The organism is Mesorhizobium sp. B2-3-4 (assembly GCF_006442315.1).
Taxonomy (GTDB): domain Bacteria; phylum Pseudomonadota; class Alphaproteobacteria; order Rhizobiales; family Rhizobiaceae; genus Mesorhizobium.
Genome location: NZ_VFVY01000001.1, coordinates 513,116 through 525,923, shown reverse-complemented (window position 1 = coordinate 525,923; position 12,808 = coordinate 513,116). Strand labels below are relative to the sequence as shown.

The window sequence follows — 12,808 nt, the reverse complement described above, 5'->3', positions numbered from 1 at the left end:
GACAATGACGGGACTCTTTCCCGGATCGTTCCCCTGAAAAGATCGTGCGGCTGGCGCGGGCCTCAGGTCTGGCGCGACGATTTGTAGACGTTGACGCCCAGGTCGCGGATCTTCTTGCGCAAGGTGTTGCGGTTGAGCCCCAGCAATTCCGCGGCCTTGATCTGGTTGCCGCGCGTTGCGGTCATGGAGGCCAGGACGAGCGGATATTCGACTTCGGAAAGAATGCGCTGGTAGAGGCCGGCCGGCGGCAGGTCGCCGGCAAACGAGGCGAAATAGCGCTGCAGGAAGTGCTCCACCGCCTGGCCGATCGACAGATCGTCGGGGATGAGGTTGCCGCCGCCGGGCACAACGGGTCGCTCGCCGGTTTTGAGCTCCGCCTCGATGATCTCGGCGGATATTTCGTCCTGGGAATAGAGCGCGGCGAGCCGGCGCACGAGATTCTCCAGCTCGCGCACATTGCCCGGCCACGGGTAGCGCTTCATCAGTTCGATGCCGCCGGACGAGATGCGCTTGGTCTGCAGCCCCTCCATCTCGCCGAGCTTGAAGAAATGCCGCACCAGATCCGGCACGTCCTCGGAGCGTTCGCGAAGCGCCGGCAACCTCAGCGGAACGACGTTGAGACGGTAGAAAAGGTCCTCGCGGAACAGGCCCTGGTTAATCAGGGTGCGCAGGTCCTTGTTGGTGGCGGCGACGATGCGCACATCCGTCTTGATCGGCGTGCGGCCGCCGACCGTCGTGTATTCGCCCTGCTGCAGGACACGCAGCAGGCGCGTCTGCGCCTCCATCGGCATGTCGCCGATCTCGTCGAGGAACAACGTGCCGCCCTCGGCCTGCTCGAAGCGGCCGGTGGAGCGATTCTGGGCACCGGTAAAGGCGCCCTTCTCGTGGCCGAACAGTTCCGATTCGATCAGGTCGCGCGGGATGGCCGCCATATTGATGGCAACGAACGGACCGCCACGACGGCGTCCATATTCATGCAGCGCACGCGCCACCAGTTCCTTGCCGGTGCCCGATTCGCCCGAGATCATCACCGTCAGGTCGGTCTGCATCATGCGCGCCAGCATGCGGTAGATGTCCTGCATGGCGGCCGAACGGCCAACCAGCGGCATCGTTTCGGGCTGTTCTTCGGGTCGTGCGTCGATCTTGGGGCGGCGCGGCTCCGACAGCGCCCGGTTGACGATGTTGAGGAGTTCGGTCAGGTCGAAAGGCTTCGGCAGATATTCGTAGGCGCCGGTTTCGGAGGCGCGGATCGCCGTCATGAAGGTGTTCTGGGCACTCATGACGATGACGGGCAGTTCCGGCCGCGCCTTCTTGATGCGCGGCAGCATGTCGAACGCATTTTCGTCCGGCATCACGACGTCGGTGATGACGAGGTCCCCCTCGCCGGCCGCCACCCAGCGCCACAAGGTCGAGGCGTTGGAGGTGACGCGCACCTCATGGCCGACGCGCGAGAGAGCCTGATTGAGCACGGTGCGGATCGCCGCGTCGTCGTCGGCGACGAGAATATTGCCGCGAGCGGTCATTTGCGGTCTCCTTCGCCGTCCTGATCGGCGCCCAGCGCCGTTTCTTTCCAGGCCGGCATCAAGACCCGGAACGTCGTCGCGCGCGGTGTCGAATCGCATTCGATGATGCCGCCATGTTCACCGACGATCTTGGCGACCAGCGCCAGTCCCAGCCCGGACCCGTTCGGCTTGGTGGTGATGAAGGGATCGAACAGGATCGGCAGGATGTCTTCGGAGACACCGGAGCCATTGTCGCGCACACAGAACTCCAGCGGCAGCGACACGCGATCCTGCGTGCCCGGAACCGAAACACGAATGCCCGGCCGGAAGGCCGTGGACAGGATGATCTCGCCCTGGGGGTCGCTGCCGATCGCCTCGGCGGCGTTCTTGACAAGGTTGAGGAACACCTGAATCAGCTGATCGCGGTTGGCGAAAACCGGAGGCAATGATGGATCATAATCCTCCAATATCTTGATTTTCTTCGCGAAACCGTTCTTGGCAATTGCCTTCACATGGTCGAGCACGACATGGATGTTGACGGGATAGCGATCGATCGGCCGCTCGTCGGAAAACACTTCCATGCGGTCGACCAGAGACACGATGCGGTCCGTCTCGTCGGTGATCAGCCGGGTGAGCGCGCGATCCTCGTCGGACGCGGACAATTCGAGCAGCTGGGCCGCGCCCCTGATGCCGGAGAGCGGGTTCTTGATCTCATGCGCCAGCATCGCCGCCAGGCCGGTCACCGAGCGCGCGGCGCCGCGATGCGTCATCTGGCGATCGATCTTGTCGGCCATCGACCGTTCCTGGAACATCACCACCACGGAGCCCGGAAATTCCGGCACCGGCGCGACATAGAGATCGACGACCTTCTCGATGCCCAGACGCGGCGACGACACGTCGACCCGATATTCGTTGACGGGCGCCCGGCGCTCGCGCACCTGGTCGACCAGCGTCAGCAGCGGGCTGCCGAAAGGTATGAGCTTGGACAGCGTGTTGCGTGCCAGCATGGTTGCGCTGGAGCGAAAGAAATCCTCGGCATCGGCGTTGGCGAAGGTGATGAAGCCTTCCTCGCTGATCATGATCACCGGGCGGCGGATCGTGTTCAGCACGATCTGTGCGGCATCAGCCATTTCAGCGCCCTGGCCGGCGGTGGCGGTCATGCGGCGCTCCGCAGGTGCGAGCTTTGCGGATCGCGGGAAAACACGTCGCGCAGCAAAGCGATGACGCGGGCCGGTTCAAAGGCGGTCAATATCGCTTTTCTGCTGTCGCCAGTGACGTCTCCGGCATGACGGTCGAGATACCAGCCCAGATGCTTGCGCGCCTGGCGTAGGCCGCTCTCGATGCCGTAAAGCGCGAGCATGTCTTCGTAATGGGCAACGACATAGTCGGCGAGCGCCTGGCGGGTCTCGGGAATGCCGGATGCAAATGCCCCGGCGGCTGCCGCAGCGATGCTGCCTGCGATCCAGGGCGCGCCATAATGGGCGCGGCCGGCCATCACCGCGTCGGCGCCCGACTGTTCGAGAATGGCCGAGGCTTCGGCCGGGGAGCAGACATCGCCATTGGCGACGACCGGGATGGATACGGCTTCCTTGACGCGGGCGATGGCGCGCCAGTCTGCCTTGCCCTGGTAGAACTGGCAGCGCGTGCGGCCGTGGACGGTCACCATTTTGACGCCCGCCTGCTCGGCGCGGCGTGCCAGGATCGGCGCGTTGAGCGCGCCTTCATCCCAGCCGAGCCGCATCTTGACCGTCACCGGCACGTCGACGGCGCCGACAACGGCCTCGATCAGCGACAGCGCATGGTCGAGATCCAGCATCAAGGCCGAGCCGGCATAGCCGCCGGTGACCTTCTTGGCCGGGCAGCCCATGTTGATGTCGATGATGTCGGCGCCCTCGCCGGCGGCGATCCGGGCGGCCTCGGCCATGTGCGCGGCCTCGCGGCCGGCGAGCTGCACCATGTGGACGGGCAGGCCGGAATGCCGTATGCGCAGGTCGAAGCCGGCACGGCCCTTGGCAAGCTCGCCGCTGGCCACCATTTCGGACACGACCAGACCGGCGCCATGCGCATGGGCGCGCTGCCTGAAGGGCTCGTCCGTGATCCCGGACATCGGCGCAAGGAAGACGCGGTTGCGGATTCTCACGCCGCCGACGTCGAGAGGTTCGGCCAATCTGATCAAGTTAACCATGCACAAAAACCAAGCATGTCCAATCGTTGCACATTCTCTAGCCAGATAGAGAGAAATGTGCAACGCGCAATGACGCCACATTAAGGCGCAATTGGGAAAAAGCTGGCCTTCGGCCTTGGCCGCGACTAGGACCAGACGGCATGACGGGCGCAACTGAAAATCAGGCTTCGGATCGAGGTGGCAAGGTCGCGGTGGTTATCGTCGCGGCGGGCCGCGGCGCGCGCGCCGGACAGGCCGATGGTCCCAAGCAATATCAACGGATCGGCGGCCGCGCCGTCATCGCCCGTGTCATCGACATTTTTCTGGCCCATCCGCTCATCGGCCCGATCGTCGTGGCCATCCATGCCGAAGACCAGGAGCTTTTCCGGCAGGCCGTCGGCACCGATGCCGATCGGGTAACGGCAATCGCCGGTGGTGCAACGCGGCAGGATTCGGTTCGGCTCGGGCTGCAGGCGCTTAGAAGCCACGCGCCTGACAAGGTCCTCATCCACGATGCCGCGCGCCCCTTCGTCGATATGGACCTGATCGACCGCACCATCGCAGCCATCGGCGAGCGCGAAGGCGCCCTGCCCGCCCTGCCCGTTGCCGACACGCTGAAACGGGAATCGGCCACCGGCACGGTCGGCGAAACGGTCCCCAGGAGCGGGCTGCACGCGGCGCAAACACCGCAAGGCTTTCCATTCCTCGCCATCATGACGATGCATGAGGAAGCCTATACCAGCGGCAAGACCGACTTCACCGACGACGCGTCGATCGCGGAATGGATGCAGATGCCGGTAAAGCTCGTTCCCGGCTCGTCGGACAATGTTAAACTCACATGGGCACGGGACATCGCCATGGCGCACCAGCGGCTTTCCAGCGAGAGGGCACAGTTTCCCGATATCCGCACCGGCAACGGCTATGACGTCCATGCCTTCGAGCCCGGCGACCACGTCACGCTCTGCGGCGTTGCCATCCCGCACGACAGGAAGCTGTCAGGCCATTCCGACGCCGATGTCGGCCTGCACGCACTGACGGACGCGCTACTCGCCACCTGCGGCGCTGGCGACATCGGCACGCACTTTCCTCCCTCCGACCCGCAGTGGAAGGGTGCCGCGTCGCGGATCTTCGTCGAGCATGCGGCAAGGCTGGTGCGCGAGCGCGGTGGGCGCATCGCCAATGCCGATATCACGCTGATCTGCGAGGCGCCACGTGTCGGCCCGCACCGGGAGGCGATGACGGCGGTCCTCTCCCGGATGCTGGGCATTTCCGCCGACCGCATTTCGGTCAAGGCGACAACCAACGAGAAACTCGGCTTCGTTGGCCGCGAGGAAGGCATAGCGGCGATCGCCACCGCGAGCGTGGTGTTCCCCGGCGAGGTTCCCGAATGAGCAGTGGCGACCTGGCGATTGCCCTGTTCGAAGCCTGCCGCGAGCGCGGTATCATGCTGGCCACCGCGGAAAGCTGCACCGGCGGCATGATCATCGCGGCAATGACCGACATCGCCGGTTCCTCGGCCGTGGTCGATCGCGGCTTCATCACCTATTCCAACGAAGCCAAGATGGACATGCTCGGCGTTTCGGCCGCCACGCTCGACGCGCATGGCGCGGTATCGCGCGAAACAGCCATCGAGATGGCGAAGGGCGCGCTCGGCCGTTCCCGCGCCGGTCTTACCCTGGCCGTCACCGGGATCGCCGGACCTGGCGGCGGTTCGCTGGAAAAGCCCGTCGGCCTGGTCTGGTTCGGTGTCGGCGTGGCCGGCGGGACGGTGACCGCCGAACACAGGCTGTTCGCCGACAAGGGGCGCGACTTCATCCGCCGCGAAACGGTCGCCCATGCGCTGGAGCTGGGTCTGCGTGCGCTCGACGAGGCCTAAGCCGACGGCGTGACACCATAGATGACGTCGGCGCGCTTCTCGAAAGCCTCGGCGAACATGCGGAAGGCACGGTCGAACATCGTGCCCATCAGGACGCCCAGGATACGGCTCTTGAATTCGTAGTCGATGAAGAAGCGCACGGCGCAGCCGGCGCCGTCGGGCTCGAAACGCCAGACATTGCTCAGATATTTGAAAGGGCCATCGATATATTTCACGTCGATGGCGTTCTCGTCGGGCTTCAGCAGCACCTGCGTGGTGAAGGTTTCGCGGATCGCCTTGTAGCCGATGCTCATATCGGCGACGAGTATGGTGCGCCCGTCACGCTCCTTGCGAGAGCGGACCGTCAGCGCCTCGCAAAGCGGCAGGAATTGCGGATAGGCCTCGATATCGGCGACCAGCGCGAACATCTGCTGCGGCGTGTGGGCAACGCGGCGGGTGGCTTCGAATTTCGGCATGACCCGGCTCTAGAGGGCGTCGCGTCGGAAATGCATCAGAGCGATTTCGCGAGTTGCGCTTCGCGTGCCGCACGCAGCCTGGCGAAATCGTCGCCGGCATGGTGCGAAGACCGGGTGAGCGGGCTCGACGCCACCAGCAGGAAGCCCTTGGTCCTGCCAACCGTCTCGAAGGACTTGAACTCCTCCGGCGTGACGAAACGGATCACCGGATGGTGCTTCTTCGACGGCTGCAGGTATTGGCCGATGGTCATGAAGTCGACATTGGCGGAGCGCAGATCGTCCATCAATTGCAGGATCTCGTTCCGCTCCTCACCCAGGCCCACCATGATGCCGGACTTGGTGAAGATCGACGGATCGAGTTCCTTGACCCGCTGCAGGAGCCGGATCGAGTGGAAATAGCGGGCGCCGGGACGGACCTTGAGATAGTTCGACGGTACCGTTTCAAGGTTGTGGTTGAATACGTCAGGCCTAGCGGCCACGACGATCTCCAGCGCGCCGTCCTTGCGCAGGAAGTCGGGCGTCAGGATCTCGATCGTGGTCGACGGTGTCGCCGCGCGGATCGCCCTGATAACGTCCGCGAAATGCTGCGCTCCGCCATCGGCAAGATCGTCGCGATCGACCGAGGTGATGACGACGTGGCTCAGCCCCATCTGCTTGACGGCGTGTGCGACGCGGGCCGGCTCGTCCGCGTCGAGCGCGGTTGGAATGCCGGTGGCAACATTGCAGAAGGCGCAGGCGCGGGTGCAGATCTCGCCCATGATCATGAAGGTGGCGTGCTTCTTTTCCCAGCACTCGCCGATATTGGGGCAACCGGCCTCCTCGCACACCGTCACCAGCTTGTGCGATTTCACGATCTCGCGTGTCTCGGCATAGCCCTTCGATACCGGCGCCTTGACGCGGATCCAGTCAGGCTTGCGCAACACCTCCTGGTCGGGCTTGTGCGCCTTCTCGGGATGCCGCAGGCGCGGTGCGTTGGCGATCGTGTCGAGGACTGTGACCATCTCAAACCTGGCTTGGTTCCGCGGCCATCGCTTGCGATAGCCGCCTAAACGTCATCTAGGACTTTTCAACGCAAAGAAAAAGGCCGTCGCGGCGCATGCCGCCACGGCCGTTTTCGCATAGCGGGGATCGTCCGGCCTTAACGGCGCACCAGCCGCCCGGCGAAGATCAGCAGGCAGGCGCCGATGAAGCCGGTGATCAGATAGGCTGTCCAGCCGATGCCGAAGGGCTCGATATTGAGGGCTCGCAGAATGGCGTTCAGCACCACCGCGCCGGCTATGCCCATAATGATGTTCATGAAGATGCCGGTATTGCTCTTCATGACCATTTCGGCGAACCAGCCCGCCAGGCCACCGATGATGATGGCTGCGATCCAGCCCACGCCATTCACGTCCATATGCGCTCTCCTTGAGTAGGTGAAAAAGCACCCGGAAACGAACTACCTTGCCGACGGGTTCCCAAGGCTTGCAAGCCTGAGTCCCGTGCGGCCAATCTATCACGCGTTGAGCGCCCGGCCATAGGCGTCGAGCACGCTCTCCTTCATCATCTCCGACAGGGTCGGATGCGGGAAGATGGTGTGCATCAGCTCTTCCTCGGTCGTCTCCAGGTTCATCGCCACGACAAAGCCCTGGATCAGTTCGGTCACTTCGGCGCCGACCATGTGCGCACCCAGCAGTTGACCGGTCTTCTTGTCGAAGATGGTCTTGATGAAGCCCTGGTCCTCGCCGAGCGCGATGGCCTTGCCGTTGGCGGCGAACTGGAAGCGGCCGACGCGGATGTCCTTGCCTTCGGCCTTGGCTTTCGCTTCCGTCAGGCCGACCGAGGCGACCTGCGGATTGCAGTAGGTGCAGCCGGGAATCTTCAATTTGTCGATGGCGTGCACGCCCGGGAAACTGGCGATCTTTTCAATGCACACAACGCCTTCGTGCTCGGCCTTGTGAGCGAGCATCGGCGGGCCGGCGACGTCGCCGATGGCGTAGATGCCTGGGATGTTGGTCTTGCCGTAACCATCGACGACCACGCATCCGCGATCGGTCTTCACGCCGAGCGCCTCGAGGCCGAGGCCCTCGATATTGCCCTGGACGCCGACGGCCGAGATCATGCGGTCGGCGGTGATCTTCTCGACCTTGCCATCCTTCATCTCGACATGCGCGGTGACCGAGTTCGCACCCTTCTCGACCTTGGTCACCTTGGCCTCGAGGATGATCTTCATGCCTTGCTTCTCGAACTGCTTCTGCGCGAATTTCGAGACTTCGGCATCCTCGACAGGCATCACCGCCGGCAGCAGTTCGACGACCGTCACCTCGGCGCCCATCGTGCGGTAGAAGGAGGCGAATTCGATGCCGATTGCGCCGGATCCCATCACCAGCAGGGATTTCGGCATCTCCTTCGGCACCATAGCCTCGAAATAGGTCCAGATAAGCTTGCCGTCCGGCTCGATGCCGGGCAGTGCGCGCGGCCGCGCGCCCGTCGCCAGGATGATGTGCTTGGCGGTGTAGGTGCCCTCGCCCTTGACGCCCTTCGGCACCGGCGGCTGCGGCTCCATCGGCTTCTTGGCGGTCTTCGAGACAACGATTTCGCCGGGCTTGGAGAGCTTTGCCTCGCCCCAGATCACGTCGACCTTGTTCTTCTTCATCAGGAAGGCGACGCCGCCATTGAGGCGCAGCGAAACCTTGCGCGAGCGATCGACGACAGCTGCGGTATCGGCGCTGATCTTGCCGCCATCGAGCTTCAGGCCGTAATCCTTCAGATGATCGGAATAGTGCATGATCTCGGCCGAGCGCAGCAGCGCCTTGGTTGGGATGCAGCCCCAGTTCAGGCAGATGCCGCCCAGATGCTCGCGCTCGACGATCGCCGTCTTGAAGCCAAGCTGGGCGGACCGCACCGCCGTGACGTAGCCGCCGGGGCCGGAGCCGATGATGATGACGTCGTAGTTCTCAGCCACGATTTTCTCCTTAAAATCACAATTCCAGCATGACGCGCACGAGCGGCGTCAGCGCTTTGCCGATATTTCGCGTGTTTTCGGCATCGAGGTGAACGCCGTCGAGCGGCGTGGTTTGCGCCACCGTGCCGGCATCGAAGAAGCCGCAGCCCGCTTCGTCGGCAAGTGCTTCGTATTGCGGTGCAAGTTGCTTCGAGGCGTCGTCGCCGCCGGCGAACATCTCCTTGAAATCGGCATTATCGGTGCGTGTGACAAGGGGCGGGGAAACGATCAGGATCTGCGGCGCGGCCGAGCCGAATGGATAGTCGTGGCCACGCACAATATCGATCAGCCGCTGGATGCCCTGCTTGGCCGCGACCGGATTGCCGTGGATCCATGGCTTCATGTCGTTGGCGCCAAGCATGATGACAATCAGGTCGATCGGCGCATGCGTCATCAAAACCGTCGGCAGCAACCGCGCGCCGTTGCGGTCGGCTCCGGCCAGATGATCGTCGAAAGCCGTGGTGCGGCCGTTGAGACCTTCGGCGATCACCTCAACGCCGCCACCGAGCCCAGCTTGCAGCACGCTCGGCCAACGATCCTCAAGCGCATGGCGGCCACCCTCGGCATTGTAGCCCCAGGTCAGCGAGTCGCCATAGCAAAGCACCGTCTTCATGCGCTCACCTGTGCTGTGGCCAACCGCGCCGTACCCGCCAGCGCACGAACAGCCATTGTGTGATGATGGTCACCAGACCCGGCAGGGCGAGGCCGATAACCAGGGGCATGTCCTTCTTCACCACTGCGGCGCTGCTGTCGGTATAGAGGATCAGGGCAATCAGAAGGGCTATCAGCACCAAAAACACGATCAGCAGCCACTTGCCTGACGTGGCCACCGCCGCGAGCGGGTCGTTCATGAACTGCGCCACGAAGAAGACGAAGGTGACGACGAAGGTCACCAGCATCGAGGCCATGAAAACGAGGATGTACTCTTCCTGCGCGTCAGCCGCGACAGCAAGCCATTGCGCCACCAGCCCACCGGCGAAGCCGGTGAGCACGAAGGCAAAAAGGCTGGTGAAGAATTTCCGCACCGCCCCCTCCCGTTTCTAGACGAGCATGCCCATCGGGTTCTCGATCAGCCGCTTGAAGGCGACCAGCAGTTCGGCACCCAGCGCTCCGTCGACGGCGCGGTGATCGGTCGACAGCGTCACCGACATCACGGTGGCGATCTTGATCTCGCCGTTCTTGACCACCGCCCGCTCCTCGCCGGCACCGACCGCCAGGATCGTCGCGTGCGGCGGGTTGATGACGGCGGCAAAGTCCTTGATGCCGAACATGCCGAGATTGGAGACGGCCGTCGTGCCGCCCTGGTACTCTTCCGGCTTCAGCTTGCGGCTGCGCGCGCGGCTCGCCAGGTCCTTCATCTCGTTGGAGATGGTGGACAGCGTCTTTTCGTCGGCCTTGCGGACGATCGGCGTGATCAGACCGCCAGGGATCGACACGGCAACGCCGACATCGGCATGCCTGTGCTTGACCATGGCGCTTTCGGTCCAGGACGCATTGGCGTCCGGCACCGCCTTCAAGGCCATCGCCATGGCCTTGATCACCATGTCGTTGACCGACAGCTTATAGACGGGTGCATCGCCCTTGTCGGTCTTCTTCATCGGCGCGGCCGCATTGAGCTGCGAGCGCAGCGCCAGCAGCGCATCGAGCTCGCAGTCGAGCGTCAGGTAGAAATGCGGGATCGTCGACTTCGCTTCGACCAGGCGGCGCGCGATGGTCTTGCGCATATTGTCGTGCGGGACGAGTTCGTAGGAGCCTGCCTCGAACAGTTTCAGCACCTGATCGTCCGACATCGCCTTCACGGCAGGGGCGGATGCGGCGGCGGGAGCACCAGCCGGAGCCTTGGCCGCAGGTGCTGCCTTGGCGCCGCCGCCGGCGATCGCGGCGTCGACATCGGCCTTGACCACGCGGCCATGCGGACCGGTGCCGGTCACCGCAGACACATCCACGCCGGCGTCCTTGGCAATGCGGCGCGCGAGCGGCGATGCGAAGACGCGCTCGCCACCGGCATGCCCACTGGCTGCCGGAGCGGGTTCAGTTTTCGCCGGCGCGGGTGCGGCGGACGCCGACGGCTTGGCTGCTTCCTTGGCTGCCTCGGCCTTCGGAGCATCGGCTTTCGCAGCTTCAGCCTTGGGCGCGGCACCGCTTCCGCCCTTGGCAGCTGCGCCCGCATCCTCGCCTTCACCGGCCAGGATCGCGATCAGCGCGTTGACCTTGACGCCTTCGGTGCCGGCCGGCACGACCAGCTTGGCGACGGTGCCTTCATCGACGGCTTCGACTTCCATCGTCGCCTTGTCGGTCTCGATCTCGGCGATCACGTCGCCGGGCGAAACCTTGTCGCCCTCCTTGACCAGCCACTTGGAAAGATTGCCCTCTTCCATCGTGGGCGAGAGCGCCGGCATGGTGATGTTGATTGGCATTTTGTCCTCCCGCCCGGTTCAGCGATACGTGACGGCTTTGACCGCTTCGATGACCTCGCCGACATTCGGCAATGCCAGTTTCTCGAGGTTTGCCGCGTAAGGCATCGGCACATCCTTGCCGGCGATGGTGATGACCGGCGCGTCGAGGAAATCGAAGGCGCGCTGCGACACCTGGTTGGCGATATGGTCGCCGACCGAGTTCTGCGGGAAACCCTCTTCCACCACGATCAGCCGATTCGTCTTCTTGACCGATGCGATGATCGTCTCGAAATCGAGCGGCCGGATGGTCCTGAGGTCGATGATCTCGGCATCGATGCCCATGCCGCGCAGCTCGGCCTCGGCCTTGACCGCATAGGTCATGCCGATGCCGAACGAGACGATGGTGACGTCTTTGCCCTGTTTGTGGATGCGCGCCTTGCCGATCGGCAGCACGAAATCATCGAGCTTCGGCACATCGAAGGACTGGCCGTAGAGGATCTCGTTCTCGAGGAAGATGACCGGGTTCGGATCGCGGATCGCGGCCTTCAGCAGACCCTTGGCGTCGGCGGCCGTGTACGGCATCACCACCTTCAGACCCGGGACGTGGCTGTACCAGGCGGCATAGCACTGCGAGTGCTGGGCGGCGACGCGGGCGGCAGCACCGTTGGGGCCGCGAAACACGATCGGCGCACCCATCTGGCCACCCGACATATAGAGCGTCTTGGCGGCGGAGTTGATGATCTGGTCGATCGCCTGCATGGCGAAGTTGAAGGTCATGAATTCGACGATCGGCTTCAACCCGGCCATCGCAGCGCCGACCCCGACACCGGCAAAGCCGTGCTCGGTGATCGGCGTATCGACGACGCGGCGCGGGCCGAATTCCTGCAGCAGGCCTTGCGTGATCTTGTAGGCGCCCTGGTATTCGGCCACCTCCTCGCCCATGACGAAGACGTCGCCGTCGCGGCGCATTTCCTCGGCCATGGCATCGCGCAACGCTTCACGCACGGTGGTCGAGACCATCTCCGTGCCGGCCGGGATGTCGGGATCGGCAGCGATTTCCGTTTTCGGCGCGGCCGCGACAGGTGCGGCGGCCTCGCTCTTGGCCGCAGCCGGCGCAGGCGCCGTTGCCTGAGCCTTCGAAGGCTCTTCGCCAATGCCCTCGCCGGCCTTGTCGGTATCTTCGCCGTCAACCGCAAGCACGGCAATCACGGCATTGACCTTGACGCCCTCGGTGCCGGCGGGAACCACGATCTTGGCCAGCGTGCCTTCGTCGACGGCTTCGACTTCCATCGTTGCCTTGTCGGTTTCGATCTCGGCGATCACGTCGCCGGCGACGACCTTGTCGCCCTCGTTCTTCAACCACTTGGAAAGATTGCCCTCTTCCATGGTCGGCGAGAGAGCGGGCATGAGAATTTCGATCGGCATGTCCTGG

At 63.9% G+C, this 12,808-nt stretch carries 13 protein-coding genes; 2 read left to right on the top strand and 11 right to left on the bottom strand.

Features of this window, described 5'->3' with window-relative positions; translation table 11 throughout:
* Positions 1 to 62: 62 nt before the first annotated feature.
* From ntrC to dusB, 3 genes are read right to left on the bottom strand one after another with little or no spacing between them, the layout of a single operon-like run.
* Entirely contained in the window at positions 63 to 1,523 is a 1,461-nt protein-coding gene (gene ntrC, locus FJ967_RS02950) for a nitrogen regulation protein NR(I) (protein ID WP_140730185.1), read from the bottom strand.
* A complete protein-coding gene (locus tag FJ967_RS02945) occupies positions 1,520 to 2,662 on the bottom strand; it encodes a nitrogen regulation protein NR(II) (RefSeq protein ID WP_140730184.1) in 1,143 nt (380 codons plus the stop codon). The genes ntrC and FJ967_RS02945 overlap by 4 nt, the downstream gene beginning before the upstream one ends.
* A complete protein-coding gene (dusB, locus tag FJ967_RS02940; protein WP_140730183.1) occupies positions 2,659 to 3,687 on the bottom strand; it encodes a tRNA dihydrouridine synthase DusB in 1,029 nt (342 codons plus the stop codon). Before dusB ends, FJ967_RS02945 begins: the two co-directional genes overlap by 4 nt.
* Before the next feature lie 140 nt (positions 3,688 to 3,827).
* Here dusB and FJ967_RS02935 point away from each other — a divergent pair, with 140 nt between their 5' ends.
* Both FJ967_RS02935 and FJ967_RS02930 read left to right on the top strand, forming a co-directional pair.
* Positions 3,828 to 5,057 carry a bifunctional 2-C-methyl-D-erythritol 4-phosphate cytidylyltransferase/2-C-methyl-D-erythritol 2,4-cyclodiphosphate synthase gene (locus FJ967_RS02935; RefSeq protein ID WP_140730182.1) on the top strand — a complete coding sequence of 410 codons (1,230 nt, stop codon included), beginning with the start codon at positions 3,828 to 3,830 and terminating at the stop codon, positions 5,055 to 5,057.
* Positions 5,054 to 5,542 (top strand): CinA family protein, encoded by a 489-nt coding sequence (locus FJ967_RS02930; RefSeq protein WP_140730181.1) that lies wholly within the window; start codon positions 5,054 to 5,056, stop codon positions 5,540 to 5,542. The genes FJ967_RS02935 and FJ967_RS02930 overlap by 4 nt, the downstream gene beginning before the upstream one ends.
* Here FJ967_RS02930 and FJ967_RS02925 read toward each other — a convergent pair.
* The 8 genes from FJ967_RS02925 to FJ967_RS02890 all read right to left on the bottom strand — a co-directional run bounded on the left by FJ967_RS02925 (position 5,539) and on the right by FJ967_RS02890 (position 12,801).
* Positions 5,539 to 5,997 carry a type II toxin-antitoxin system RatA family toxin gene (locus FJ967_RS02925; RefSeq protein ID WP_140730180.1) on the bottom strand — a complete coding sequence of 153 codons (459 nt, stop codon included), beginning with the start codon at positions 5,995 to 5,997 and terminating at the stop codon, positions 5,539 to 5,541. The genes FJ967_RS02930 and FJ967_RS02925 overlap by 4 nt on opposite strands.
* Positions 5,998 to 6,032: 35 nt before the next feature.
* Positions 6,033 to 6,998 carry a lipoyl synthase gene (lipA, locus tag FJ967_RS02920; RefSeq protein WP_140730179.1) on the bottom strand — a complete coding sequence of 322 codons (966 nt, stop codon included), beginning with the start codon at positions 6,996 to 6,998 and terminating at the stop codon, positions 6,033 to 6,035.
* A 137-nt stretch (positions 6,999 to 7,135) separates the two neighbouring features.
* Complete coding sequence (locus FJ967_RS02915) at positions 7,136 to 7,393, bottom strand: GlsB/YeaQ/YmgE family stress response membrane protein (protein ID WP_140730178.1); 258 nt, start codon at positions 7,391 to 7,393, stop codon at positions 7,136 to 7,138.
* 99 nt (positions 7,394 to 7,492) lie between these two features.
* Positions 7,493 to 8,941 carry a dihydrolipoyl dehydrogenase gene (gene lpdA / locus FJ967_RS02910; RefSeq protein WP_140730177.1) on the bottom strand — a complete coding sequence of 483 codons (1,449 nt, stop codon included), beginning with the start codon at positions 8,939 to 8,941 and terminating at the stop codon, positions 7,493 to 7,495.
* 16 nt (positions 8,942 to 8,957) lie between these two features.
* Entirely contained in the window at positions 8,958 to 9,593 is a 636-nt protein-coding gene (locus tag FJ967_RS02905) for an SGNH/GDSL hydrolase family protein (RefSeq protein WP_140730176.1), read from the bottom strand.
* Positions 9,594 to 9,597: 4 nt separating this feature from the next.
* The gene (locus tag FJ967_RS02900) at positions 9,598 to 10,005 is read right to left on the bottom strand and encodes a hypothetical protein (protein ID WP_140730175.1); all 408 of its coding nucleotides are present in this window, start codon (positions 10,003 to 10,005) and stop codon (positions 9,598 to 9,600) included.
* 15 nt (positions 10,006 to 10,020) lie between these two features.
* Entirely contained in the window at positions 10,021 to 11,397 is a 1,377-nt protein-coding gene (locus tag FJ967_RS02895) for a pyruvate dehydrogenase complex dihydrolipoamide acetyltransferase (protein ID WP_140730174.1), read from the bottom strand.
* 18 nt (positions 11,398 to 11,415) lie between these two features.
* Positions 11,416 to 12,801 (bottom strand): pyruvate dehydrogenase complex E1 component subunit beta, encoded by a 1,386-nt coding sequence (locus FJ967_RS02890; RefSeq protein ID WP_140730173.1) that lies wholly within the window; start codon positions 12,799 to 12,801, stop codon positions 11,416 to 11,418.
* Positions 12,802 to 12,808 lie beyond the last annotated feature (7 nt).